The sequence below is a fragment of the Corynebacterium sp. HMSC068G04 genome (assembly GCF_001814885.1).
Classification (GTDB): domain Bacteria; phylum Actinomycetota; class Actinomycetes; order Mycobacteriales; family Mycobacteriaceae; genus Corynebacterium; species Corynebacterium hiratae.
The window spans coordinates 128,732-154,658 of the sequence record NZ_KV818338.1; the positions used below are offsets into that span (position 1 = coordinate 128,732).

A 25,927-nucleotide genomic window follows, 5' to 3' on the forward strand; every position below is an offset into this window, starting at 1 on the left:
CGTAGTCAAATCAGGCGCAAAGTCCGCGATATCTGCAAAACCCTCGATAACTCCATCGCCTACCAGGACACCCGCCCTAAAAATACGTACCGGTTTTCTTCTAACGGCACCTCAGCCTGGCTGGAACTGCAAGTTGCTGAAGACACCGGCATTAAACTCGACGCCTTCATCCACCACACCGCCGCCAAGGAAGACATCACCATCCCGGAGACAGTCATAAAACTGCTTTCTGGTGAGATTAAGCCACCAGCTACCGTGGTGTTACACACCTACCAGGCCTGCGACATTGAGGATGCACCAACCTTTATTGAAGGCTTCGGCTGGCGGGCTAAGCCGATGCCGCATGATAAGACCCGGGACTTAACCGGTGACGTTGCCGAAGCCGATGGCTACCAACCAGGAATCATCATGCGCAAACATGTCGAAGGTCGTGATGGGACCTGCCGGGTTGGCGGCTGTGGCAAACCGGCTTTCCTTAGCCAGTTGGATCATCGGCATAACTGGGCTGAAGGCGGGCCGACCCACCCGAAGAACCTGGCGTGTTTATGCCAGGGTCATCACAACATGAAAACCGATGGCACCCTCAAATACCTGCTGGACCCGTATAGCGGGGATGTTATCTGCCTGTTTGAAGACGGTACTTGGACTATCACCGAAGCCGACGGGCCGCTAGCACCAAAACAGAAACGGTGGGCACAAACAGTAGCCCAACACATCACCGCCACCAGAAAACGCGTACGCGAGGAAGCCCAACACTTAAAACAAGAACTCGACGACTACGCACAACAACAAGCCAAAGCCAAAGCAGAAGCCGAAGCCAAGGATGAGAGCAAGACCAACGCTGATGCCGGCACCGACGACATCCCCTTCTAAACCCCGTCGTTCCAGACGACGAAGAACTCAGACACACTCCGCGGAGGCTGAACCCAGACTCGTCGTTTCAAACGACGAAACCCGACCAAGGAAACCGAAAGGAAAAGAGAAAGACTACGAACCAACGAACACACACCGTCGAATAAAACGACGAAGGCCGGCGGCCTCCCACGTCAGTGAAAGACCCCGGCTCATGCGCACTACGGGCTGGCCCGAAGTGTGTCTACTACTTGCGCCCTGCTTCGTAGGCGGCGCCGACCTTGTACAGGCGGTCATCCTTAAATGCCGGTGCCATGATCTGCAGGCCGGTGGGCAAGTTGGTGTCGGATGCCATTCCGGAAGGAACGGACATGCCGCACACGCCGGCGAGGTTCAACGGCAGGGTGCACAGGTCGAAGTTGTACATCTCCATCGGGTCCTCGACCTTCTCGCCCAGCTTGAAGGCTGTGGTCGGGGTGGTCGGAGAAACGAGGACATCGACCTGCTCGAAGGCACGCTCAAAGTCCTGTGCAATGAGGGTGCGAACACGCTGCGCTTGGAGGTAGTAGGCGTCATAGTAGCCGACGGACAGGGCGTAGGTACCCAGCATGATGCGGCGCTTGACCTCGGGGCCGAAGCCAGCCGCGCGGGACAGGGACATGACCTCTTCCGCAGAGTGGGTTCCATCATCACCCACGCGCAGGCCGTAGCGCATGCCGTCGAAGCGGGCCAGGTTGGAGGAGACCTCACACGGCATGATGAGGTAGTAGGCAGCGAGAGCGTCATCGAAGTGCGGGCAGTCGACCTCAACGATCTCTGCGCCCTGAGACTTCAGCTGCTCAACGGCTGCATGGTACGCCTCCATCACGCCCGGCTGCCAGCCATCGCGCTCGAATTGCTTGATCAGGCCAACCTTCACACCGGACAAATCGCCGTTAGCGCCCTCCTTGGCAGCGGCGACTACCGGCGCGACCGGCTTGTCCACGGAGGTGGCGTCGAAGGAGTCGTGGCCGGCAATGATTTCGTGCAGCAGTGCGGTATCCAGGACCGTGCGGGCGGTCGGACCAGCCTGGTCCAGGGAGCTTGCAGCGGCGATGAGGCCGTAGCGAGACACCGTGCCATAGGTCGGCTTTACGCCCACGGTGTTCGTCAGAGCGGCCGGCTGGCGAATAGAGCCACCGGTGTCGGTACCGATACCCAGCGGAGCCTGACCAGAAGCAAGGGCTGCCGCGGTACCACCACCGGAGCCGCCCGGAGTGCGCTCGGTGTCATACGGATTGTGGGCCGGACCATAAGCGGAGTTCTCGTTGGAGGAGCCCATCGCGAACTCATCGAGGTTCGTCTTACCCAGGATCGGAATACCGGCCTCGCGCAGCTTGGTCACCAGCGTGGCGTCATAGGGTGAGACCCAACCTTCCAGCATCTTGGAGGCGGCGGTTGTGGGGGCGTCGGTAGTCACCAGCAGGTCCTTGAGCGCCAGCGGCACGCCAGCCAGGGCAGAGGCTGGTTCTTCGCCGGCGTCGAGGGACTTATCGACGGCGTCGGCAGCCGCCAGCGCTTCCTCAGCACCAACGTGCAGGAAGGCGTTGAGTTCACCATCGGTCTCCGCGATTCGGTCCAGGAAGGCCTGAGTTACTTCGCGGGAGGTGAGCTCGCGGGAGTGAATCTTCTCAGCCAGCTCGGCGGCGGTCAGTGCGGTAATGCCCTCGGTGGGCGCAATGAATTGTGCCATTCTTATTCGTCTCCTCCACCCAGAATCTGCGGAACCATGAAGCGGTCATCCTCGGTCGCGGGCGCCTGATCCAGAGCCTGCTCAGCGGTGAGGGTGCGCACGATGACATCCTCACGCATCGGGGCGTTAACGGAGTGCGGGTGCGACATCGGCTCCACACCTTCAGCCTCGACCTTGCCAACCGCGGACACCGAGTCCACGATCTCGTCGATCTGCGCGGCGAACTGTTTTAGTTCTTCCTCGCTCAGGGCCAATCGCGACAGCTTTGCCAGGTGCGCGACCTCGTCACGCGAAATATCAGACACGCGAACTCCATCCTTTTATTCATTGAGACGGTTGATAGCTAAGCACCCATGGTACTGCACGGCTGGTGCCACGCCACCACCACTCCTCCCCCTACACACCACTGAAGCTATTGAATAGTATTCGATACGTTGGGTACCATCGATCAAGTTGTACAAACTATTCGCATCAGCGATTTCCCTACCTAGTCATCTTCCCCCAGAAAGAACGATATGTCGTATCTCGTCCGTGTCCTACTCCCTGACACTCCCGGCAGCCTTGGCCTCCTCGCCAACGCGATGGGCAGCATCGAGGCCGATATTCGTTCCGTGGATATCGTGGAGAATTTCCCGGACGGCACGGTCATGGATGACATCGTCCTCGATCTCCCCCAGTCCACCATGGCTGATGAGATCATCACCGCTGCACAGACCGTGGAGGGCGTAGAAGTTGACTCCATCCGCCCCTTCAGTGGACGCGTTGACCGCCGTGGGCAGATCCACGTGCTGGCTAAGGTGGCTTCGCAACGCAACGTCACCGCCGCGATGAAGGAGGTGTGTGCAGCAATCCCGAAGGCGCTGACCTCCAATTGGGCCATCGTCATTGCTAATGACGACAAGATCAGCCGCATTGCTGCCTCCGACGCCGCGCCTGCCGACGACGGCTCGATCCCCACCGACCTCAACATCACCTCGGCGCGCGTGCTCAATCCGGAGAAGGACACGTGGATTCCTGAGTCGTGGACGCTGATCGAATCCGCGCTGGCTGCCGCTCCCCTCGTGGGCACGAAGTATGTCGTCGTCATGGGCCGCGTCGGCGGACCGGACTACCTTGCCTCCGAGGTCGAGCACTTGGGTGACTTGGGCGCTATCTTGGGCGCCTTCCTCACCTAGTTAGCAATGCGTTGAGTCCCGCGGCGACGTCAGGAACCACGTGGTCCACCTCGTCGGTAATCTGCGTTCCCGGGAACGTGAAGGACTCGGTGGCGATGGAGTGCATCGAGAGATCGTTAAAGCTATCGCCGAAGGTGTAGAGTTCAGCTCCTTCGTGACCGAGGTGGCCAAGCAACCGCGTCAAGCCCTCGCCCTTGTTGTGCCCGGGCGGCATGATGTCGTAAAAGTCGCAGTTGAACGAGGACTCGACTGCACAATTCGCGCGGACCCACTCGTCGACCTCGCGGCGCAGCTCAGCGTTGCCTGGAATCCACAGGGACATGAGAACGGTGCTGCGCTTGGCGACGTCCCCCGGATCCATCACTTCCGTATTCGCCACCATCGAGGATTCCCGGCCAGCCAGACCGTCCCACGCCACCTGGTCGGCTCCAGACAAGCCAGTGAGGTAGATGTTCAACGGCAACCCGGTGAAACGGTCGATGACGGCTTGGACGATATCGCTGGGCAGGTGCTCCTCGTGGAGGATCGAGTAATCGCCGTCCGTGATGACGGTGCCGTTGTAGAGCACGTGGTAATCCAGCTCCACGCCGAATGGCTCAAGGGTGTTGCGTGCATTGGCGATGGACTTGCCCGTCGCGGAGATGGCGAGGTTGCCAGCGGCCCGCCACGCAGCGATGGCTTCCTTTACGGCCTCAGTTATGTCTTCGTTGACGTAAACGGTTCCATCCATGTCCAAAGCCGCAATCTTCATGCCCCGTAGTGTATTAGACCTTTCACGGCCGAGTCCACCACCGCGGTGCACGCCTCCTGGATGTCGGGTTGCGCCCAGGGGAAGGTCAGGGAGACGTCGGCAAGCGCGTGCATAGGCAGGTCATTGTGACCATCACCTAAGGTGATGAGCTCAATCTCGGAACGCTCGCGGCTAAGATGTTCAAGCAGCCAAGTCAAGGCGAAGCCCTTGTTGTGGCCGGGCGGCGTGATATCGAAGAAGTTTCGGTTCATCGCGGTGCCGACGGGAAAGCGGTCCGTCACCCACTGCGCAATCTCTTTCTGTAGCTCTGGGTTACCCGGCGTCCAGGCGGCGACGAGGGGGAAGACCTCCTTCTCGATGCGCTCAGGCGCGACCGCCTCAGGCTCGCTGATGATGGGATTGTGTACGCCCTCTACATTGCGCACGAGGTAGCCATCGGGGCCTTCCAAGCGCGTGCAATACAGGTCGAGCTTCGGAATATCACGAACCCGCTCATACACAGCGCGGACTACCTCGGGTGGCACGTGGCTTTCATAGAGCAACTCATAGTCGCCATCCATAATGACGGTGCCGTTGCACAGCAGGAAGTAATCGAACTCGACGCCGAAAAGCTCAAGCGCACGCCGCGCCGAGTGCGGCGACTTACCCGTGGCCACGACGGCGAGGTTGCCTGCAGCGCGCCACTGCGCAATGGCCTCTGGGACTTCCTCAGGCATATGCCCATCGAAGTAGATGGTGCCGTCGAGGTCGAAGGCGGCTAGCTTCATGCCTCGCCCGTCTCAAGGAGGCGGTTGAAGCCCTCTTCATCCAGGATGGTCAGCCCCAGATCGCGGGCCTTCTGTTCCTTGGATCCGGCATTCTCTCCGACCACGACGTAGTTCGTCTTCTTCGACACCGAACCGGATGCCTTTCCGCCGCGGGTGATAATGGCCTCCTTGGCCGAATCACGAGTGAAGTTCTCCAAGGTACCGGTCACTACCACAGTGATGCCTTCCAGCGTCTGCGCTGGTTTATCGCTGACTTCCTCCTCCATGGTGACCCCGGCGGCGGTCCACTTCTGCACGATGTTGTCGTGCCAATCCACCTCGAACCACTGCTTGAAGGATTCCGCGATGATGGTGCCCACACCATCGGTATCCGCCAGCTCCTCGACCGATGCTGCGCGCAGCACTTCCATGGAGCCAAAGCGGGTGGCTAGTGCACGTGCCGCAATGGGGCCGACGTGGCGGATCGACAGCGCGACGAGCACCCTCCAGAATTCAGCCTGGCGGGCCGTCTTGAGGTTCTCCAGCAGCTTCTTACCCGAAGCATTGAGCGCGCCCTTCTGTGTGGTGTAGACCGAGGATTTGAGGAGTGCTTGTTCATCGAGATCGAAGAGGTCCGCCTCATCCTTGAGCACTCCGGAGGAAATCAGATCCGCGGCAGCCTTCTCCCCCAGCTCGCCAATGTCGAGCGCCTTGCGGGAGGCCAGGTATTCCAGGCGTGCCGCCAGCTGGGCCGGGCAGCTACGAGTGTTCGGGCAGCGCCAGTCCTGGTCGCCTTCCTTCTGCGGAGCCAGCTTCGTACCACAGGCAGGGCAATTCTCCGGAAAGACCCATTCAGTCTCGCTGCCATCGCGCTTGTCCAGAACGGGGCCGAGGACCTCAGGGATGATCTCTCCGGCCTTGCGGATGATGATGGTATCCCCGATGAGGACATTCTTGTTCTTGACCTCGAATTGGTTGTGCAGGGTGGCCATGGAAACGGTCGAGCCGGAGACGAAGACCGGCTCCATGATGGCGAAAGGCGTCACGCGCCCGGTACGTCCCACACCGACCTCGATGTTGAGCAGCTTGGTGGTGACCTCCTCCGGCGGGTATTTATAGGCAATAGCCCAGCGCGGCGCGCGCGAAGTCGCGCCCAAGGCGCGCTGGCTGGCCAGGTCATCGACCTTGATGACAAGCCCGTCCATTTCAAAGTAGGCATCGTGGCGGTGCTCCTCCCAGTACGTGACCCGCTCTTGTACCTCCTTGGCTGTGGTGACCCGCTGGGTATAGGGAGACACCGGAAATCCCCAAGCCTCTAGGGCCTTGTAAGCATCGTGCTGCGAGGTGGGCTGGAATCCCTCGCGCGCGCCAATGCCGTGACAGACCATGTGGAGCCGGCGCTTCTTGACGTCCTCCGGATCCTTCATGCGCAGCCCGCCTGCCGCCGCGTTGCGGGGGTTGGCAAAGGTGGGCTTGCCGTCTTCGCGGCGCGCGGAGTTGATCTCCTCAAACTCATCCGGGCGCATGTACACCTCGCCGCGAACCTCCACCAGGGACGGCACCGGATACTCTTTGGTACCCGTCAGCTCGTGCGGGATATCGGGGATAACGCGTGCATTGGCGGTGATGTCCTCGCCCACACGACCATCACCGCGTGTGGCGGCCGTGGCGAGCTTGCCATCGCGGTAGACCAAATCAATGGACAGGCCATCAATCTTGAGCTCGGTCAGATAAGCCTCGGCCGGCGTGCGGTCCAGCCAGTCCTGCAGCTCATCCGCACTGAAGACGTTGTCCAAGCTGTACAGGCGCTCCAGGTGCTCGATGTCGACAGCACCTTCCGGCGCAGCACCGACCTGCTGGGTTGGCGAATCCGGGGTCTGCAGCTCCGGGTGCTCCGCCTCAAGCGCCAGCAAGCGCTGGAAGAGCGCGTCAAAGTCCGCATCCGGGATTGACGGCTCACCGTTGTAGTACAACTCACGGTGCTTGCGCACTTCCTGGGCAAGCTCGGACCATTCGCGTTGGATATCTACTGCATCACTCACGAGTCACTAGTGTAGCGGGGCTACCGGACATGCCTATGACCTGCGGATGGTCATTCTGCAAGAGTTCGTCCGTCATTCTGCAGCACTTCCACAGTGCGTGTCCGAGCCGGGCGCTAGAGTGTTGTCCATGAACTTCGACGCCACCCGCATGCTCTCCTTCGACCTCGAAACCACCTCCGTGAAGCCCAAAGAAGCCCGCATCGTCACCTCTGCCCTGGTGCGTATCGACGGGCGTGAAGTAGACAAGCGGGAAATGCTCGCTGACCCCGGCGTGGAGATCCCCGAGGAAGCCGCCAAGATTCACGGCATCACTACTGAGAAGGCCCGCGCGGAAGGTCGCCCCCACGAGGAGGTGCTCAAGGAGACGGTCGATTCCATCTATAAGGCCTGGGACGAGGGGCTCACGCTCATCGTCTACAACGCCGCCTACGATCTCTCCGTACTGCGCGCGCTGACCGGGGACTTCACGGTCAACGGCCCGGTGTTCGATCCTTTCGTTATCGACCGCGTTAAGGATAAGTGGCGCAAGGGCAAGCGCACCTTGGAGGAGGTCTCCGCCCATTACGGCGTGGAATTGAGCAACGCGCATGAGGCGACTGCCGACGCCCTCGCGGCCGCCCGCGTGGCCTGGAAGCAGGTGCGCCAGCACTTCCCTGAGCTAGCCCAGATGGATACCAACGAGCTCATGGAGTACCAGGCCGTCGAGTGGTACAAGGACCGCGAATCCTTCAAGAAGTACTTGGAGGGCCGCGGGCGCGATGCCTCGGATGTCTCCACCGCGTGGCCGATGATCTCTTAAATCCCACTCCCCTTGCCAGTTTTCTAGAGTTCTGGAATTCTAGAAACCATGGAAACGACAGTCGAAGCACGCCTCGCCGAACTCGAAGCGCGCGTCGCCGCGCTTGAGGGGCGCACCACGCCCACCGACGCCGGCCCCGCATCCACCACTGGAGAAAGCTCGGCCTACTGGCTGGTCGACGCCCTCGCACCCAACGAGCAGCTTCCCGACGGCTCCATCATCTTTGGCGGCAACATAAACGTCGGCAAGCGCACTTATGCCTATCAATGGCAGCGCCCCACGAACTTCGTCACCGACGAGGATTGGGCAGAAAACCTCGAGCGCCTATCCGCCCTTGCCCATCCAGTCCGCGGCGAAATCCTGCGCCGCCTGCTCGCCGCACCCGCGACAGCCGCAGAGCTTGTCGAAGAAGACATCGTCTCCTCTACCGGCACCGCCTACCACCACTTGAGCGCGCTGACCCATGCAGGCTGGACCACGAAGTCTGGCGGCGAGTATTCCATCCGCCCCGCCCGAGTTATCCCCCTTCTCACCATCATCACCGCGAGCGAGGACCACTAATGCGTAGAATATCCCTAGCCGTCATCGCTGCCATTGCCGTTGCAGCCATCCTGCTCATCACGGGGCCGCAAAGAATTGCTCTGGCAAAAGACAAAACTGGCGACGAAGCCTTAGCTGCCCAGTTGGAAGAGCACTCAGAGTCCGGCTTCCACAACCTCACTGCCTTTACCCTCCAAGACGGCAAGGTCACCTTTGCGGGACTGGGCAGCGACGAGCACACGGAGGTCGAAATCGGCTCCGTGACCAAGATGTTCACTGGCGAACTGGCCCACCAGCTCGTCGAAGAGGAAAAACTGAGAACTGACACCACTGTGGGCGAGGTCCTCAATGTTGGCGATGCGCCCGTCGCTGACGTCACCCTCCAAGAATTGCTCGACCACACCTCTGGCCTACCGCGACTGGCGAGCGCGAGCCTCCTCAGCAATCTCGCCTCGGGTGTCACCGGCTCGAACCCCTATGAAGGCGAGACCGTAGAGGACATCGTGGCTGCCGCCACGGAGGCCGAACTAAAAGACCGCGGTAAAGAATCCTATTCAAACCTTGGCTATGGGCTCCTGGGCCACATGCTCGAGACCGTTGACGGGCAACCTTATGAACAGATGCTCAAAGAACGCATCTTCGAGCCAGCTGGCATGACAGAAACCTATCTCATGACGCCGGGCTCTGTGCCTGACGACGCTCCACGCGGCCTAACCCCCACCGGCCGCCACGCTGAGCCGTGGGAGATGGAAGGCTCCGCACCCGCGGGAGCCATCCGCTCCACGGCAAGTGACATGGCCAAGTTCGCCGAGTGGTTCATGGACAACGGCGATACCGACTTCGGCTGGCAGCCTCCCAGCGAAAACAATGCTGGGTACTGGCACAACGGCGGTACATACGGTTACTCGACGATGCTCATCATCGAACCAGAGACCAAACGCGCTGCCTTCGCCAACAACGATTCCCTCGCCGGTACCGAAGACCTCGCCCAAGCTCTATTCGACGAGCTCGGATCCTAAGGAGACACCGTGTTACTCACCATCAGCATGATCGTTATCATCGCCTCCCTTCTATGGTCCGCATGGAAGGCATTCACCACCCCAGGGAAGACAGCCTCGCGCGTTATTTCCGTAGCAATCACTGCCATCGTCATCGTGCTCATCGGATATACCTTGCCCTGGAATGCGGACCTCCACTTCTTCTGGTGGTATGGCCTCGTCGCCGCATGTGCTGTGTACGCCGGTGCGGTGGCCTGGCGGGCTATGGATTCGAAGCCCGCAAGCACAATCTAAGTCCTCCCGTACACTGACGTTATGACTGCTCCCGCTTACCGCACGGTCCATATCCACGACGTCAATCCCTCCGTAATTGCCACCCTTCAGAAGTGCGCTGACGCCGCTGGGGTTTCTTTGGAAAACTACCTGCGCGATCTCCTGACAACCACAGCTTCACGCCCTGAATTTTCGCCGCGTCCCAGCGTCCAGGAAAAGCTCGCGGAGCTCACCCAGCGTGACCCTATAGCTATAAACGGCGATTTTGACATCGTCGGCGCCATTCGGGCGGGGCGGGACGCCTAATTCCACCTGGGGGACGAAAGTCTCCCAAATCTCCGCTTTTAGAAAAGTCTCCCAAATCTCCCAATGCCCTAGGATTGAGACTATGTCCCCACATGAGAACCCATTCCGCCCCACCTTCGGCGTTCCACCACTCTTTTGGGTTGGGCGCACGGCAGTGCTCGACACCTTCCGGGCTGCACTCGACTCCCAGCCGGGCAGCCCGGGCCGCTCGCTCATCATCAGCGGTGCCCGCGGTATCGGTAAGACGGTTTTGCTCAATGAGCTCGAAGATATCGCTTCTAGCCGCGGGTGGATTACCCTGCGGGCCTCGGGACGCAGCTCCTTGGTGGAGGAACTCGTGGACACCACCATCCCGCGCATCATAGACAAGCTTGCCCCGGCGGATAAGAGCAAGGTCAACCGCGTCGGTATTGGCGGCCTGGCAACCATCGGCATCCAGCACAACACCGAGGAAGCCTATAAACCGACGTTGAACACCCGCCTGCGCGAGCTTTTAGGCCTGCTCAAAGGCACTGGCGTACTGCTCACCATCGATGAAGTGCAGGACGCAGACGCCGAGGACCTCACCTCCCTGGCCGTGACCTACCAAGACTTGGTGCGCGATGAGCTCGATGTCGCTATTGTCGCCGCGGGCCTTCCGCAGGGAGTCAACCGCCTGCTGGACCTGCCGGGTGTGACCTTCCTGCGCCGCGCGCAGAAGTTCGTTCTGGGGCCGCTCTCCCCCGCGAACGCCAAGGTGGCCTTCACAGAAACCGCGGCGCAGTCCGGACTCGAATTCACCGAGGATGCGGTTGCGGCTGCGGTGCGGCTGTCCCGAGGCTACCCCTACATGGTGCAGCTGGTGGGCTCATTGGCCTGGGGAAAGGCGCAGCGCGAGGGTGGAAGCCGCATCGAGGAGGGTGACGTCGCGGCAGTGTCAGCCGAGGCGATCTCGGTTCTCGGCGCCCAGGTCCACCAGCCCGCTACCCTGGCGCTTCCGCCAGCGCAGCGCCTCTTCCTCGAAGCGATGAGCGCGGTTATGGAGAACGGCACGGCGGAAATCAAGAACATCGCCGCTCACCAAGACCGGACGGTGCGCTCACTGTCGGCCACGCGCCAAAGGCTTATCGACGCCGACCTGATCGAGCCCACCGCACACGGCCAACTCCAGTTCGTCATCCCTTATATGGAGGCCTACTTCACCGCGACGGACAGCCTGGGGAGGATTGATTAAAAGGGAAATTGGGGAAGCAAAACTAGCCGCAATCCCAGTAAAAGACAGCACCATCGGCCCTGCCAGTGTTTTCGGAGCGGTACACGACAGCCTCGCCAGCCTGCATTTTCTTCAATGCGTCCGGGTGCAGAAATACGTGGGCCACACCGAGGTCACCCCACATGGCCTCGAAAGGAAGCTCTTCTTCTTCCAGATATGTGGAATCGATTTCTAGGAAGTGAACGTACCCTTCAGGCTGCGTAGGGTCTTGTGCGAAGGCTGGGAAACCGCCAAGCATAATGTCGCTTTGGTTTCTGGCTGCGGCTCGCAACTCAACCAGCTCGTCAAAGTAATCAAACTCTTCAAGAAAGTCATCGCCTTTTCTAGACTTCAAAGCCTCGTACACTGCATAGTCGGTGGGAGGGACCATTGCCACTGCACTAGACAAGGAGATCGGAGAGTTCATAACCTCCCCAAGATCCTTGCTAAACGGGGAACAAAAATCCTCGTGCTTTTCATCGAAGGCAGCAGGCTCCGCGGTATGAGGTCCAGGAAAGCTGTGGTTGCCAAAGCCTTCCGCAGGCTCAGGGATATAGCGAATTTCCATGCCATCGCCAGGCGAATCCGAATCGAAACCGCCGAAGAACGGATCAGCACCGACGAAGAGTTGAAAAATTCCTGACTCCGGAATCAATCCGTCGAGAGTTGCTTCGCTTTCCGACGCCCCCTCCGCACGCACATGACAGACAATATCGGCAAAATTTAGCTGAATGATATGGAGTAATGGCTGACCGTTCTTTGAAATGGGCCATGTCGAACCTTCCGGAAGATACGGTCTACCTCCGAAGTACGAGCCATGTTCGGTGGGAGTGCCGTTGGAGTAGGGAAGGACGACGCCTGGCTTGGCAAGTTGGATTAGGTCATCGGCATCTTCGGAGACGAGCTCTCCGGACTCGATCATCGAACGTAACGCTTTAACCTGTGCTGTGAACTCTGGCATGGCAGGTGGTTCTTTCTCTAGGACAACGAGGGATTTAATCAGGGATTATCCTACAAAAGAAAGCATGCTGCAATAGATATCTAGCCTGTTCTGGTTCATATTCGAGGCCTAGGTCAGGTGAAAGCTCAATTAGAGATCCCCAGCATCGCGGGTGAGAATGCCGGCGGTCTCGTTAACCGAGCGCAGAGAACGAGCGGAAGCCTTGACGGGATAGACGTCGAAACGGTCGACGAGGAGCTCGCGCGGCATGCCGATGCGGTCGAGATGCCGGGCCAGCGCAATGGCCTCCGCGCGGGCATCGGAACCTTCAAGGCCCAGACCAATGCGGTGGCCCGCGTTGAGGTGCTCGCCCAAGCCGTCCAGGTGGCGCGGGGTCTCCAGACCACGGAAATCCGTGAGGAAGGTCGTGGCTGCGGGCGCGACTGACCACAGCGGCGGGGCGTGCAGGTAGTCGGCCTCGAAGACGAGAAGCTGCTCAAGAGCTACCTCGTCTGGGACCGCCGGAATGGTATCGAAGTCGGTGGTGCCGGGGATTCGGCCGGAGATGACGTCTGCGAGGAGTGGTTCGTCGAGTTGGACGACGACCTCCCCGTGGAAGCGGCGCGCAACATCCGCGGCGTGGGCACGGAGGCCGTAGAGAAGTGACTCTGCGAGTTCGTTGAAGGCGCCGCGATCGGTGAGGACGCGGTGGCCGTCGGAAAGCTCAATGCTCGCCGCGAGCGACCACGGGCCGAGTGCTTGAATCTTGACGCGGGGCACGGTCTCGCCCCAGACCTCCTGGACCTCGTCGAGGTCGCGCTCCAAGCGGTCCCACGTACGCCGGGTCAGCAGCTGCGGGCGCGCTGTCATGCGCCACGAGCGCGGGCCGCGGTCGATGGAGATAGCCTCCAGCATGCTGGCCGTGCGGCCCACCGCATCGGAGCCGAGCCCACGCTCGGGCAGCTGCGGGATGGCGGGAAGCTCGGTCTCCCCCATGATGATGTCCGCGGCCTCTGCGATGGAGGTACCGGGCATGGGGCCAAGGGCGAATCCCGTCATCTACGCCGTCCCGGAGATGGTACCGGAGCCCAGCACAATATCGCCCAGCTCATCCGGGCTCGGCAGATAGAGCACGGCGGCCTGGCCACGAGCCACACCGGAAAGAGGCTCCTTCAGCTCCAGCGTCATGCGGTCGGCCTCGCGCTCCACGTGCGCGCGGCAGGGAACGACGGAACCGTGGGCTCGCACCTGCACCTCGCAGTCGAAGTCGCCCTCCATAGCCGGGTGCAGGTACTTCAAGCGGTCGGCCTCAATTCGGGTCACGGCCAAGTCGGTGCGCGATCCGACGGTGACGGTGCCGGTGGCAGCGTCGATGTCGGTGACGTAGCGCGGGGAGCCGTCGGCAGTCGGCGTCTTGATGTCGAGGCCCTTGCGCTGGCCGATGGTGTAGTTCCACGCGCCGTCGTGTTCCTTGAGCTCATTGCCCTCGGTATCCACGATCATGCCCGGGCGCAGGCCGATGGAACGACCCAGGAAGGCCTGGGTATTGCCGTCCGGAATGAAGCAGATGTCATAGGAATCCGGCTTGGCCGCCGTGGAGAAGCCATGGCGCCTGGCTTCCTCGCGGATCTGCGGCTTCGGGGTATCGCCAATCGGGAAGAAGCAGTGGTCCAGCTCCTCCTTGGTGATGACACCCAGCACATAGGACTGGTCCTTGTTCTCATCTAGGGAGCGGCGCATGTAGCCATCGTCGTCGATAGTGGCGTAGTGGCCCGTAGCCACCGCATCGAAGCCCAGTGCCATGCCCTTACGGAGCAGGGCAGCAAACTTGATCTTCTCGTTGCAGCGCAGGCAGGGATTCGGGGTCTCACCGCGGGCATAGGAGTCCACGAAATCGCCGATGACAGCTTCCTTGAATTCTTCAGAGAAGTCCCATACATAGAAAGGAATACCGAGCTTGTCACATATACGGCGGGCATCGGCGGAATCCTCCAGGGAGCAACAGCCGCGTGCCTTCTCACGTGTCTGCTGCGCATCCTTGTGCAGGGCCAGGTGCACACCAATGACGTCGTGGCCCGCCTCCACCGCACGCGCGGCTGCGACCGAGGAATCGACGCCGCCGGACATGGCTACCAATACTCGCATGCTCTCCCCTTCTCGTTTCGTTATCGCCCACCAAGGCTAGTCGCGGTGCACCTCATACCCCAACACACGAACCACGCAGCCTATTCCCTAAGCTAAGAGGCACTATGGGCAGAAAGCGCAACACCACCAGCTCCATCGCGGGCACCTACGAGATTTCCACCGGCGAACTCGTCGTCGAGCCGGATCCTTTCCGCGACGGTGCCTTCATCCTCAACGTCAATGGCGTGCCATCCTCACACCTCATCCCCGATGAGCCGCGCACCCTCGAGTTCGAGTACATGCGCTGGATCGCCGCCGCGGTAGAGAATCTCGCACCCGGCAAACGCCTACTCCACCTGGGCGGCGGTGGTTGCTCGCTACCACGCTACTTGGCTGACCTGTGGCCGGATTCCCACAACACTGTGGTCGAACTCGACGCCAAGCTAGCGGAGCTCGTCCGTGAGCTGGCCGATATTCCTTCCGCGCCCCGCGTCAAAATCCGCGCCGGCGAGGCGCGGGAGGTCACAGAAGGGTTCCCGCCGAACCGCTTCGATGTCATCATCCGAGACGTCTTCGCGGGTGATACAACCCCGAAGCCCCTCACTACCCAAGAATTTTTCCAGCACGCCCACGCCACCTTGTCCCCTGGTGGCCTCTACGTGGCCAACTGCGGCGACCACTCCGATCTCCAAGGCGCAAAGGCGGAGCTAGCCGGAATGGCAGAAGTCTTCGCACACGTCGCCGTTATCGCCGACCCTCCCATGCTTAAAGGCCGGCGCTACGGCAACATCATCCTCATCGGCTCAGATACCGAGTTGCCTGTCGACGGCTCCCCCGAAGCCGCCGCCCTAGCCAAGCCGCTTCTCTCTGGTGCGGTGCCCGCGCACTTCCGCGACGAGTCCTGGACCCGCCGCTTCTTTACCGGCACGAGCCCCCGCCACGACGCCCCGGCAACCGCCGACGATTAGCGCAGGCTCTTAAGCAGGTCCGCCACCTGCTTGGAATCAAATGCCGGGATGTCCACACCCGCGGCGTGACCAACACTGCGGGCGGCACGGCTGGCATTCTCCACGTCCTGCTCGCTGACGTTGTTGGCATCAAAGTCCTGCAGGTGCTGAGCGTTGTCAAGGAAGATGGCTAGGTCGCCGACGGTGGCGTCGTTGTTTGCCAGGCTCTTAAGATCATCGACACTGATAGCGCCGGTGTTGAGCAGCTTCTCCGCCTGCTTCACAAGCCCGGTCGGATCCACGTCTAGACCCGCATCCTTCGCGGCATCGGCCACGGCAGGAACGGCCGCCGCACCTGCTGCCAGCGCCAGGATGCCCGCAATCAGCACACCGGCGTCATCACCAAGGTCCACACCCGGAATGACCAAGTCATCCAAGATGCCACCGAAGTCAATGTAGTTGCCACCGGAGAAGGAGTGCAGCTGGGCTTCAGTACCGTTGAAGAGGTTCAGGTCAACGTCGGTCTCGATGCCGGCCACGCGGCCGCTACCGGAGCGCTGCCAGAAGGCCAGCTTGTCCCAGCCGCCGACCGGGTCCGGTGCGGTGTCCTGGTAGGCCGCCAGCCACAACGGATACTCGGAGAAGCGCGTGGTGTTACCCATCTGGCCCATCCAGAAGTACTTGTAGGTGTACAGCATCGGCGTACGGCCGGTCAGGGACTTGACCTCCGTCATGAAGGTATCAATCCAGTCAGCAAGCTGGTCGGCATTCAGTCCCTCATCCACCTCGATATCGAGCACCGGCGGCAGGGTCTGCGTCGGCACCAGCGCGATTTGGGAGGCGAAGCTAGCCGCCTGCTGCTTGGCGTCGCCGGCCGGGCGCGCGTAGTGGTAGGCGCCGACCTTCAGTCCAGCGGCTGCTGCGGCATTGGCATCGCGCACGAAGTGGTTGTTGACAAAGCCGACGCCCTCGGTGGCCTTCACGAAGGCATAGGACTGGCCATCGGACTTCACGGCATCCCAATCGATTCCGCGAAGGGACGCGTGGTTATTTCCGGAGACATCCACACCGGATGGTGCGTAGGACGGAATGGCAACGGCGGTGGATACGGACAGTGCCACGGCCGCTACTGCGGTAACGGCGGCGGTAACAAGGCGACGTGCATGGCTCATGCGCGCCACACTACCTCCGCTTTAACACTAATCACTGAAGCAACACACGAAACATTGAACTCTTTTGCCACACCACTGACGCAACTCCCCAACAACCGCTCCCAACAGCAGCAACCGCTGCTAGACTGCGCTTCACATCGCTACCACCCCATCAGGTGATCACGACGCCGACGAAGGACAGCGCCATGGACCAACCCACCATCGACCCACACCTTCCCAACGAGCCACAACAACCACAGACGCCCAACGCACCCCAAGCGCTCAACGCGCCCCAAGAGCTCAAAGCATCGGAGCTACCACCACGCCGCGGCTGGGAAGGAGTCTTCAACGAGAAACTCGCACTGTGGGGCTCCGCAATCCTTCTGTCCGGCTGGGCGCTGGGGTTGCTCTCCTTGCTCATCGCTGACAGCTCTACTTCGGGCACTGATGATGCCGTGTCCTTCTTCTTCGGATTCTTCGGCATTTTCGCGTTCATCGGGCTGTGTATCGCAACGCCTTTTCTCGCGACGCTTTTTGCCTTCCTCGCCCTCGCATCACTCGACTCTGACGTGCCAGAACGCAAACGCAACGCCAGAATCGCACTCGTGCTGGCGATACTGAGCATAGTGCCCATCGTTGTCTACTTCGGGCCAAAATACATGTTTTAGGTGCCGTCTCTGTGATGTCTAGGCCTTGACAACCTCAGCCAATGACAGCGCCAAAGACTAATGCCGACGAAGGATAGCCCCATGGACCAGCCCTCCATCGATCCTCACTTCCCCAATGAGCCACAGCGGCCCGCAGAGCCCAAGGAATCTGAGCTTCCTCCACGCCGCGGCTTAGCAGGAATCTTCAACGAGAAACTCGCCCTATGGGGCTCCGCTATCCTTCTGGGGAGCTGGGCGCTGGGATTCCTTTCCTTGCTCTTAGCAGACAGCGCTGCATCAGGCCCTGATGGGGCCGCGTCCTACATGTTCGGATTCTTCGGCCTTTTCGCGTTCATCGGGCTGTGGTTTGCAACGCCTTTTCTCGCGCCCCTCTTTGCCTTCATCGCCATCGCATCGCTTGACTCTGACGTTCCCGAACGCAAGCGCAACGCCATCATCGCACTCGTGCTTTCGATCGCGTCGGTGATTCCCATCGTCGCGCACTTCGCGCCGAACTATTTGTTCTAGGTCTCGACCCTAGGTGCTGGGCTCCAGGTGCCAAGTCCAAAACCTTGATACTTATGCAGTGCTTGGCGACGCCCCCACCCAAGCTTGCGGACCCTGATCATCCAGGAGTCCTGAGCGGGATGAGCCGCAGCCACGAGTAACCGGGCGCAGCTTATTGCATCGCTATTCGGAACCCAGCCCATCCACGATTCGCACTGTCTCCATCGCCACGCGCACGACTTTCCCAATCAGGTCCACGATGTAGCGCGGGTTTCCAACCTCATCGGCCCAATCGTTAGGGTCGTTGACGATGCCAGAAGCCTTATCCTTCTTGACCTGGTAGCGGTCAATCAGCCACGCGACTGCCGAGCGTGAGCCCAGCATGTACTCGTCGGCTTCTTCCGGGATACCGGCGATGGTCACGCGCTTGTTGTAGATCAGCTTCGTCACGTCATTGACGTTCTTGCCTGTCTCCGGGTCCTTGCGCTTGGCCCACTTCATCTTGAGCACGCGCCACGTCTCACGGTCTGCTTCATCGCCCTTGACCTGAATGTCTAACGGCCACGGCTCCACGGTCTCGTAGTTGACGTGAAGGTCCATCAGCTTTTGGCCAGCAGCAGCGAATTTATCAAACTCCGCACGTGAACTCGGCGTCTCAATATGCGGCAGCATCTTCTTCAAATCCGCCGCGTACTTCGTGCGGTAGACGGGGTCATGCAGCTTGCCGTAAACAAAGTGGAAGATGTCATCACCCGTGATGTCTGAACCCAGCGCATCGCGGTAGAGAGCCTTAATCTCATCAGTGATGTTATCCACGCGCACGTAGCCGTCAACGACCTCACCAATCGAACCGTAGACGCTGGCTTCGCCTTGCTTTACCGCGGTCCCCTCACCGAACAGCCCACCGTCGTCGGCTTCGACGGCGGCCCAGGTGAAGCGGGGGAAGTATTGGCCACCCGATCCTGCACCAGTCACATGTAGATCAGGCAGCAAGTTCGTTGCGATCACAGAGAAAGGAATAGCTGAACCATTTCCAACTTGATAGAACCCGATATTTCGGTGCACTGGGGTCGGGAAAATCGTTTGGAGTTGATAACGCCGATGATTCAATTGACTGTCAAAATAGACATTCTGCCGGTGAAAAGGGCGATAGAGACTTGTAACGGTAAATCCTGTTTGCTCAAGCGCTAACCGTCTATCCAACTGATTCTCCAAGCTTGAGGACCATTTACTACGTGTAGAATCGACAAACCACGGCTCATGTTTGAGGAAGTCCTTCGCCTTCTGATCTGGCTTAATTGCTTCGAGCGCCTTAGAATACGTGTCCCTCAAGGTAGCAACTTGTTTATCAAGAGCTGAGGCCGAAGAAGAATAGACCCAGGAATCACGGTTAGTTTGGAGTCCCGCAGAAAACACATTGAATACTTTCCTACTAGCTCCCTTCTTTTGACCGATAACCGGCCAAGCCCCGAACTCTTCGGACCGTTGATTCAGCCAGTCACCCTCCTTGTTCGGCTTGATTTTTTGCCATTCCATGTGTTCCACAGTCGAGTTATCAACAATCTCAAGCTTCTCATCACGGGTAGCACGATCAGGGGTCTGTACATAGTGCAGATCAAAGACCGTCTTGCTCGGGTCCTTTACTCCGATAAATACAGCGATCGTGGTCTGCGATCCCGCCCCAAAAATCTGGCCTCCCTCTGCTCGCCAATTGGAGTTACGCATATTGCCGCGAAGATTGAACACATAGAGGTCAGTAAAATCTTCGGCCATTGACAGGCGCACTCCGTCGCCGGTGTTTCCGTCGATCCATCCACCGTTGGAAACGAATGCAACAACGCCCTGGTCGCCAATGCGGTCGGTAGCCCAGCGGAAGGCACGAAGGTAGGAATCGTAGAGCGAGTTCTTGTTGGTCGCGGTGGACTTCGCAGCGTAAGTCTCAGCAATCCGCTTATCTAGGCTCGGGTACTTCAGGTTCGCGTTAAGGTCGTTCGCAGACTTCTGCCCTGCCGAGTACGGCGGATTACCAATCACCACGTTGATGGGTGCCTTCTTCTGTCGCTCGATGGTCTCGTTGTTCTCGCGGAAGATGTTGAGGTCTGGGATGTCACCTTCTTCGTGGATTTGGAAGGTATCGGCCAGCGCGATGTTGGTGAAAGGCACGTACTCGGGTGCAGGTTCGCCGTTGCGCAGGGCTGCCTCTTCGCGCAGAGCGTTGTAGGTGGTCTCAATGTTCACCGCGGAGACGTAGTAGGCCAGCAGCATGATTTCCGTGGCGAAGAGCTCGTTGGCGTACTTGCGGGCGAGGTCTTCCGGTTTGATAAGACCGGATTGCAGGAGGCGAACAGTGAAAGTAGAGGTTCCCGCGAAGGGGTCGAGGATGCACACTCCCTCATCGGTCAATCCCTTGCCAAAGTGTTTCTTGGATACGTCGTCGGCGGCGCGCAGGATGAAGTCGACGATTTCGACTGGGGTGTAGACGATGCCAAGAGCTTCGGATTGCTTCTTAAAGGCCTTGCGGAAGAAGCGCTCGTAAAGCTCCTTGATGACCTGCTGCTTGCCGGAAGCAGAGTTCACCTCAGAAGCGCGGACGCGGACAGACTCGTAGAACTTCTCCAGGGACTCGGTCTCGGTATCGAGGTTTGCCTTGGACAAGGCCTTGACCATCTTCTCCATGACTTGGGCCACGGGGTTGTGGGTGATGAAGTCATGGTTCTCAAACAGCGCGTTGAAGACTGGTGCCGTAATGAGGTGCTGCGAGAGCATCGAGATGGCATCTTCTTCGCTGATGCCATCATTGAGGTTATTGCGCAGGCCTTCGACGAAGCTGTCGAATTCGGTGCGGAGGGAGCCATCGGCGCCGTCGAGAAGCGCCCTAATGCGGGTGATTTGGTTCTCCGCGATGGTAGCGACGTCGTCGGCCCAGTCTTCCCAGTAAGTGCGGGTGCCGACCTTGTCCACCAGCTTGGTGTAGATAGCTTCTTGCCACTGTTCCAGGGAGAACAAGGCAATCTGCTGGGTCACGGTCGAACTATCGGCTAGCGGCTCCGGGGACTTGGTTTCATCCGCTTCCTTGAGCTTCTCAGCGTCGCTCTTCTCGTCATCCCTTGGCACGTGGACGACGTCGATGGGCAGGTCTTCTTGTCCCGCTGTGCCGTTGAGCGCAATGGAGTTAATCTTCGCGTTGAAGCGGTCATCGTGGGCGCGTAGCGCGTTGAGGATCTGCCAGACCACCTTGAAGCGCTGGTTGTCGTTGAGTGCTTCTGCTGGGGAGACGTTGCTGGCCACGGCCACGGGCAGAATGATGTAGCCGTAATCCTTGCCCTCTGACTTGCGCATGACGCGGCCGACGGACTGGACCACGTCTACCATGGAGTTGCGGGGGTTGAAGAAGATGACGGCGTCCAGCGCCGGGACGTCTACGCCTTCAGACAGGCAGCGGGCGTTGGTGAGCATGCGGGACTCGTGCTCACCTGCTGGGGACTCCAGCCACGAAAGCTTGGTGCCGCGCTCCATGGCGTTCATGCCGCCGTCCACGTGCTGGGCGGCGACGTGGAGGTCGACGTTGGTGAGGGAGACGTCGTTAAGCACTGCTTTTTCTTTGAGCAGTTCCTGGTGGGTACCGATGAGCGAGGGGTAGGTCTCCGCAATGAGTTGGGAGGTCTTGATGTCCTTGGCAAAGGCCACGGCGCGCTGCATGGGCTGGGCGTCTTCCTCAAAGCCGCCCTTCTTGCCCTGCAAATCGCCGGAGCGCTTGGCCAGGCCGTTCCAGGCGCCAATCATGGCAGACGCTAGAGAAAGGTTGACCTGGTTGTTCTCACTGTGGGCCATGGCTTGGGCGGCCACGGATTCATCCACGGTCATGACGAGCACCTTGTAGTCAGTGAGCAGGCCCTTGTCCACGGCCTCGCCGAAGCCAAGGCGGTAGAACTCCGGGCCGTAGATGGCTTCATCATCCATGGAGGCCAGCTCCGCGGAGTGCTCTTCGGCCTTGCCCTTGACGGCTTCGTCATAAAGGCGTGGGGTGGCTGTCATGTAGAGGCGCTTGGCTGCCTTGATGTAGTCGGCATCGTGGACGCGGACGAAGTTGCTGGCATCCTCCCCGGCCAAGGTGATGCCGGTGGTGCGGTGGGCTTCATCGCAGATGACGAGGTCGAAATCATCGAGGCCTACCTGCTGGGCATCGTGCACCGCCTGGATGGACTGGTAAGTGGAGAAGACGATGTTGAGGCCCTTGGCGCGCTTGCCGGATTCAAAGCGCGTGGTGATGTCCTTGCCTTCGGTAGAAACTGGGACTTCAAGGTCGTAGACGGCGATGTCTTCGGCCTTCTTGGAAACCTTGCTATCGGAGCACACCGCGAAGGCGCGCATGTCGAGGCGGCCCTGGGCGGTCCACTCCTTCAGAGTTTGGGAGAGCAAGGAGATGGACGGCACGAGGAAGAGGATGCGGGCCTTGCCGCCGTTGTCCTCAGCAACGCGCTCCGCTAGGCGCAGCGCGGTGAAGGTTTTTCCGGTGCCGCAGGCCATGATGAGCTTGCCGCGATCATGGGTCTTGAAGCCTTCGATGGCTTTGTCGATGGCCGCCTGCTGGTGCGGGCGGGGCTCAAAAGTCTCACGTTGGGAGAGGTTGATCTGGATGGTCTTATCGCGTATCTCCGAGCCAGGGAAGGCCACGTCCCAGTTGATGGGTGACTCCGCAATCGCGGAGATGCCAATGCGGCTGGTCGGAATAATCTGATTGGCCAGAGCATCCTCCGCGTGGGAGGACCAGTGGTCCGTGGTGGAGATGATCAGGCGGCTGCCAAAGTGCTGGCGGCCTTCTTCAGTGTCAAAAGAATGCCCGGAAGCCTCGAAGAAGGAATCCAGGTGGGACTTCTGGATGCGTGCCTTGGAGTCATAGAACTTGCACTGAATGGCGGTCCACGTGCCGTCATCCACGCGGCGAGCTACCAGGTCAATGCCGGTATCCGCCTTACCACCGTTGTAACGCCAATCCGTCCAGCGGTAGACCTCATCGAATTGGTTCTTCAAGGTCGGGTCGGTCTTGAAATAGTTGACCATCAGCTTCTCAAAGGCAATGCCATATTTAGCCTTTGGTTGGTTTTCACGCAGCTGTTCTAGGACCTCAGAGAACTTCGACATGACAACATTGTGCCTGATGGGCTATCGGCTCCGTGGCACAACACCGAAGATTGCGAAACGCGTTTGCTCGCCTTTGTCTTTGGGCGTCGGTACTGGCCGGGAGCTGTTGTGTTTACACCGACCGCGCGCGGCGAATAATCTCTGGAAGTTCGTTGATAACCACGTCGATGTCCTCTTCAGTGGTCATTCGTCCCAGGCTAAAGCGCAGGCTGCCGCGCCCGTGTTCCTCGTCAATGCCCATGGCTTCCAGCACGTGGGACATGCGGTTGACACCGGCGTGGCAGGCGGAGCCGGCGGAGGCTTCGATACCGGCGGCGTCGAGAAGCATGATGAGGCTGTCACCATCCGTACCCGGGAAGGACACGTGCAGGTGGGAGGCCAAGGTGGGCTCGGTGGAGTTGATGATGACGTTGTCGATGCTGTCCTCAATGCCGGCCTTGAGCTTGTCGCGGAGTGCCGTCAGGCGGGTGTCTTCCTGCTCCATTTCCGCGACGGACTCGCGCAGGGCCGCGGCGAGCGCGCTCGCACTCGCGACGTCGACGGTGCCGGGACGGATGCCGCGCTCCTGGCCGCCGCCGAAGGCGATGGGTTGAGGCGCCGGGGTACGGCGTGCGAGCAGCAAGCCAATGCCGCGGGGCCCGCCGAACTTGTGGGCGCTGGCAGCGAGTGTGGTGGCACCCAGCTCATGGAAGTTGATGGGTAGCTTGCCGGCGACCTGCACGGCATCGATGTGCACTGGGGTGTTCTGCGCGGCGGCGCGCTGAGTGATGTCCGCGACCGGCTGTATAGCGCCGGTCTCGTTGTTAGCCCACATGCAGGTGGCAACCGCGGCCGGGGTATCCAGGGCGCTTAAGTCGCTGATGTGGCCGGTGGAATCGACCGGCAGCAGATCCACGGTGGCGCCATGCTCAGCGCGGAGCTTCTCCACGGTCTCAAGGACGGCGGGGTGCTCGATGGGGGTCGAGATGATGCGCTTCTCCGCCTCCGGTGCTGCGCTTTGCGCAGCACGGAAAAGACCCTGGATGGCAATGTTATCCGCCTCCGTGCCGGAGGAGGTGAAGACTACCTCGATGGGTTCGCAGCCCAGCAGCTCGGCGACGGTCTCGCGGGCGTCGTCCAGCACGGAGCGTGCCTTACGCCCGGAGCCATAGGCCGAGCCGGGGTTGAGGGACCCGGCGGCGTCGACCCATGCGTCGATGGCGCACTGGCGCATGGGTTGGGTAGCTGCGTAATCGAGGTAGCGAGGCATTAGTTGCCGGCCCCCTTGCGGGACTCAAGCTCGGAGACCAGCGCCGGGGCGATCTCGTGGAGGTCGCCCACCACACCGAGGTCGGCGATCTGGAAGAAAGGCTCGTCCTGATCCTGGTTAACCACGACGATAGTCTCCGAGGTCTGCATGCCTGAGGTGTGCTGGATGGCGCCGGAGATGCCGAGGCCGATGTAGAGCTTCGGGGAGACGGTCACGCCGGTCTGGCCCACCTGGTGGGCCGGGTCGTAGAAACCTTCGTCCACGGCGTCGCGGGTGGCGCCGACGGCGCCACCGAGGACGTCGGCAAGCGGCTCCACCACGTCGGCGAACTTATCGCCCACGCCGCGGCCACCGGCGACGACGACCTTCGCGGAGGTCAGCTCCGGACGGGCGGTCTTCTCTGCCGGAGTGAAGGAGGTGACGGTGACGTCCTTCACGGTGGCGGCGGGCAGCTCGAAGGGAGCGGGTGCCGCGGTGACCGGCTGGGGTTCGGCAGCCACGGAGCCAGGGCGCAGAGTGTAAACCACGGAACCAGTGGCCGTGGAGGAGGTCTCGTAGGAGCCGCCGAAGATGGTGTGGTGCGCGGAGCCATCAGCATTGATGCCGTCGACGTTGACCAGGGCGCCCGAGCCCAGGCGGGCGGCGAGGCGGCCGGCGATCTCGTTGTTAGTCGGAGTCGCAGCCAGCACGATGGGCGCCGGGTTATTGGCGGCCAGGGCGTGGAGGGCGTCGACCTCCGGGGTGACGATGCGCTGCTCATAGTCCGCGGCGGTCGCCTGCACTACCTGGGCTGCACCGAAGTTGCCCAACTCGGTATCGAAGGAGGCGGCGGTGGCGGCATCCTTGGCAACAACGACGGCGGAGACGGTGCCGAGCGCGCGGGCGGCGGTGATGAGCTCGCCGGTAACGGGGCTGAGCTGGTCTGCTTCGTGCTCAACTAGGACATAAACGTGAGACATATCTTTTCTCCTTTAACCCTCGATGAGATTCTTGGCGGCCAGGAACTCCACGACCTTGGCGGCAGCCACGGCCGGATCTGGGTCGGTGATGACCTCACCGGCAGTACGGGCCGGGCGCTGCGCGGAGGCAGTCACCGTGGTGGTGGACGGCACACCGTCGATGCCGAGGTCCGCCACGGCGAGGGTGGTGACCTCGGCCTTCTTGGCTGCCATCAGGCCCTTGAAGTTGGGGAAACGCGGCTTATCGGCCTTGTCGGTAAAGGACAGGATGGCCGGAAGGTTGGCGCTAAGCTCCCAGTGGCCGTGGACATCCTCGCGGGTACCGGTAGCGGTGGCACCGGCCAAGGAGGCGGCCTTGAGCTCAGTGAGCGCGGGCAGCTGGCGGTACTCGGCCAGAAGGCCAGCAACAAGCCCGGTGGAGGCATCCGAGGAGTTGTTGCCCAGGGTGATGACCTGGACCTCACCGAACTTTTCTGCCACCTTGTTGATGGCGGCGTTGAGAACCCAGGCGGTAGCCAGGGCGTCGGCGCCGGCGAGGGCGTCGTCGACAACGTGCACGGCGTGGTCCGCGCCCATGGCCAGGGCCTTGCGCAGGGCCTCATCGGCAGCGGCCGGGCCCATGGTAAGCGCCACGACCTCATAGCCGGCGTCGGCGTTATCGTCGCGCAAGCGCAGTGCCTGCTCGACGGAGTACTCGTTGACCTCATCGATGACGTTATCCACCGAGGTACGGTCCAGTGTGTGGTCCGCCTCGAGGGTCTTGGTTGACCACGTATCCGGTACGTGCTTGACCAGAGCCACAATGACTGGCATGTG

General features: G+C 60.6%; 24 protein-coding genes. 11 read left to right on the top strand and 13 right to left on the bottom strand.

Annotated features, from left to right (window positions below; genetic code table 11):
• The coding region (locus HMPREF2993_RS08885; RefSeq protein WP_246822417.1) for an HNH endonuclease signature motif containing protein at positions 1-873 on the top strand (873 nt) is incomplete at its 5' end.
• Between the two features lie 226 nt (positions 874-1,099).
• Here the strand turns inward: HMPREF2993_RS08885 and gatA are convergent.
• Together gatA and gatC are read right to left on the bottom strand one after the other, a co-directional pair.
• A complete protein-coding gene (gene gatA, locus HMPREF2993_RS08890) occupies positions 1,100-2,584 on the bottom strand; it encodes an Asp-tRNA(Asn)/Glu-tRNA(Gln) amidotransferase subunit GatA (RefSeq protein ID WP_070511620.1) in 1,485 nt (494 codons plus the stop codon).
• Positions 2,585-2,586: 2 nt separating this feature from the next.
• Complete coding sequence (gene gatC, locus HMPREF2993_RS08895) at positions 2,587-2,889, bottom strand: Asp-tRNA(Asn)/Glu-tRNA(Gln) amidotransferase subunit GatC (protein ID WP_046649343.1); 303 nt, start codon at positions 2,887-2,889, stop codon at positions 2,587-2,589.
• 210 nt (positions 2,890-3,099) lie between these two features.
• Between gatC and HMPREF2993_RS08900 the strand changes: the two genes are divergently transcribed.
• The gene (locus HMPREF2993_RS08900; RefSeq protein ID WP_046649342.1) at positions 3,100-3,759 is read left to right on the top strand and encodes an ACT domain-containing protein; all 660 of its coding nucleotides are present in this window, start codon (positions 3,100-3,102) and stop codon (positions 3,757-3,759) included.
• Here HMPREF2993_RS08900 and HMPREF2993_RS08905 read toward each other — a convergent pair.
• From HMPREF2993_RS08905 to ligA, 3 genes are read right to left on the bottom strand one after another with little or no spacing between them, the layout of a single operon-like run.
• Positions 3,752-4,510, bottom strand: coding sequence for an HAD family hydrolase (locus HMPREF2993_RS08905; RefSeq protein WP_070701983.1), 759 nt, complete (start codon positions 4,508-4,510; stop codon positions 3,752-3,754). The genes HMPREF2993_RS08900 and HMPREF2993_RS08905 overlap by 8 nt on opposite strands.
• On the bottom strand, positions 4,507-5,277 hold the full coding sequence (locus HMPREF2993_RS08910) for an HAD family hydrolase (RefSeq protein ID WP_070701985.1): 771 nt from the start codon (positions 5,275-5,277) through the stop codon (positions 4,507-4,509). The genes HMPREF2993_RS08905 and HMPREF2993_RS08910 overlap by 4 nt, the downstream gene beginning before the upstream one ends.
• Positions 5,274-7,298: an NAD-dependent DNA ligase LigA gene (gene ligA / locus HMPREF2993_RS08915; protein WP_070701988.1), complete on the bottom strand. Its 2,025-nt coding sequence runs from the start codon at positions 7,296-7,298 to the stop codon at positions 5,274-5,276. Before ligA ends, HMPREF2993_RS08910 begins: the two co-directional genes overlap by 4 nt.
• Positions 7,299-7,425: 127 nt before the next feature.
• On the opposite strand from ligA, the gene HMPREF2993_RS08920 reads away from it, so the two are divergent.
• From HMPREF2993_RS08920 to HMPREF2993_RS08945, 6 genes are all read left to right on the top strand, one after another.
• Positions 7,426-8,097 carry a 3'-5' exonuclease gene (locus tag HMPREF2993_RS08920; protein WP_070515611.1) on the top strand — a complete coding sequence of 224 codons (672 nt, stop codon included), beginning with the start codon at positions 7,426-7,428 and terminating at the stop codon, positions 8,095-8,097.
• A gap of 48 nt (positions 8,098-8,145) precedes the next feature.
• Positions 8,146-8,658: an ArsR/SmtB family transcription factor gene (locus tag HMPREF2993_RS08925; protein WP_070701990.1), complete on the top strand. Its 513-nt coding sequence runs from the start codon at positions 8,146-8,148 to the stop codon at positions 8,656-8,658.
• Positions 8,658-9,656: a serine hydrolase domain-containing protein gene (locus HMPREF2993_RS08930; protein ID WP_070701992.1), complete on the top strand. Its 999-nt coding sequence runs from the start codon at positions 8,658-8,660 to the stop codon at positions 9,654-9,656. Before HMPREF2993_RS08925 ends, HMPREF2993_RS08930 begins: the two co-directional genes overlap by 1 nt.
• Positions 9,657-9,665: 9 nt before the next feature.
• Positions 9,666-9,929: a hypothetical protein gene (locus HMPREF2993_RS08935; RefSeq protein WP_070547392.1), complete on the top strand. Its 264-nt coding sequence runs from the start codon at positions 9,666-9,668 to the stop codon at positions 9,927-9,929.
• A 21-nt stretch (positions 9,930-9,950) separates the two neighbouring features.
• Positions 9,951-10,214, top strand: a complete 264-nt coding sequence (locus HMPREF2993_RS08940; RefSeq protein ID WP_070701994.1) for a hypothetical protein — start codon at positions 9,951-9,953, stop codon at positions 10,212-10,214.
• Between the two features lie 82 nt (positions 10,215-10,296).
• On the top strand, positions 10,297-11,427 hold the full coding sequence (locus HMPREF2993_RS08945) for an ATP-binding protein (protein ID WP_046649331.1): 1,131 nt from the start codon (positions 10,297-10,299) through the stop codon (positions 11,425-11,427).
• Positions 11,428-11,449: 22 nt separating this feature from the next.
• On the opposite strand, the gene HMPREF2993_RS08950 is transcribed toward HMPREF2993_RS08945, so the two are convergent.
• From HMPREF2993_RS08950 to mnmA, 3 genes are all read right to left on the bottom strand, one after another.
• Positions 11,450-12,406, bottom strand: a complete 957-nt coding sequence (locus HMPREF2993_RS08950; protein ID WP_046649330.1) for a DUF1963 domain-containing protein — start codon at positions 12,404-12,406, stop codon at positions 11,450-11,452.
• Positions 12,407-12,535: 129 nt separating this feature from the next.
• The gene (locus HMPREF2993_RS08955; RefSeq protein WP_070701995.1) at positions 12,536-13,444 is read right to left on the bottom strand and encodes a uroporphyrinogen decarboxylase/cobalamine-independent methonine synthase family protein; all 909 of its coding nucleotides are present in this window, start codon (positions 13,442-13,444) and stop codon (positions 12,536-12,538) included.
• Positions 13,445-14,530, bottom strand: a complete 1,086-nt coding sequence (gene mnmA / locus HMPREF2993_RS08960; protein WP_070701997.1) for a tRNA 2-thiouridine(34) synthase MnmA — start codon at positions 14,528-14,530, stop codon at positions 13,445-13,447.
• Positions 14,531-14,634: 104 nt separating this feature from the next.
• Between mnmA and HMPREF2993_RS08965 the strand changes: the two genes are divergently transcribed.
• A complete protein-coding gene (locus HMPREF2993_RS08965) occupies positions 14,635-15,477 on the top strand; it encodes a spermidine synthase (protein ID WP_070701999.1) in 843 nt (280 codons plus the stop codon).
• On the opposite strand, the gene HMPREF2993_RS08970 is transcribed toward HMPREF2993_RS08965, so the two are convergent.
• Positions 15,474-16,628: a glycoside hydrolase family 25 protein gene (locus tag HMPREF2993_RS08970; protein WP_070702085.1), complete on the bottom strand. Its 1,155-nt coding sequence runs from the start codon at positions 16,626-16,628 to the stop codon at positions 15,474-15,476. The genes HMPREF2993_RS08965 and HMPREF2993_RS08970 overlap by 4 nt on opposite strands.
• 185 nt (positions 16,629-16,813) lie before the next feature.
• Here HMPREF2993_RS08970 and HMPREF2993_RS08975 point away from each other — a divergent pair, with 185 nt between their 5' ends.
• A complete protein-coding gene (locus tag HMPREF2993_RS08975) occupies positions 16,814-17,275 on the top strand; it encodes a hypothetical protein (RefSeq protein WP_070511599.1) in 462 nt (153 codons plus the stop codon).
• 81 nt (positions 17,276-17,356) lie between these two features.
• The gene (locus tag HMPREF2993_RS08980) at positions 17,357-17,782 is read left to right on the top strand and encodes a hypothetical protein (protein WP_046649324.1); all 426 of its coding nucleotides are present in this window, start codon (positions 17,357-17,359) and stop codon (positions 17,780-17,782) included.
• A gap of 162 nt (positions 17,783-17,944) precedes the next feature.
• On the opposite strand, the gene HMPREF2993_RS08985 is transcribed toward HMPREF2993_RS08980, so the two are convergent.
• The 4 genes from HMPREF2993_RS08985 to HMPREF2993_RS09000 form a co-directional block, all read right to left on the bottom strand.
• Positions 17,945-22,903 (bottom strand): DEAD/DEAH box helicase, encoded by a 4,959-nt coding sequence (locus HMPREF2993_RS08985; RefSeq protein ID WP_070702001.1) that lies wholly within the window; start codon positions 22,901-22,903, stop codon positions 17,945-17,947.
• Positions 22,904-23,015: 112 nt separating this feature from the next.
• Positions 23,016-24,152 (bottom strand): cysteine desulfurase family protein, encoded by a 1,137-nt coding sequence (locus tag HMPREF2993_RS08990; protein ID WP_070515593.1) that lies wholly within the window; start codon positions 24,150-24,152, stop codon positions 23,016-23,018.
• Positions 24,152-25,111: an electron transfer flavoprotein subunit alpha/FixB family protein gene (locus HMPREF2993_RS08995; RefSeq protein WP_070702003.1), complete on the bottom strand. Its 960-nt coding sequence runs from the start codon at positions 25,109-25,111 to the stop codon at positions 24,152-24,154. The genes HMPREF2993_RS08990 and HMPREF2993_RS08995 overlap by 1 nt, the downstream gene beginning before the upstream one ends.
• A gap of 12 nt (positions 25,112-25,123) precedes the next feature.
• Positions 25,124-25,924, bottom strand: coding sequence for an electron transfer flavoprotein subunit beta/FixA family protein (locus HMPREF2993_RS09000; protein WP_070547399.1), 801 nt, complete (start codon positions 25,922-25,924; stop codon positions 25,124-25,126).
• Positions 25,925-25,927: the final 3 nt, after the last annotated feature.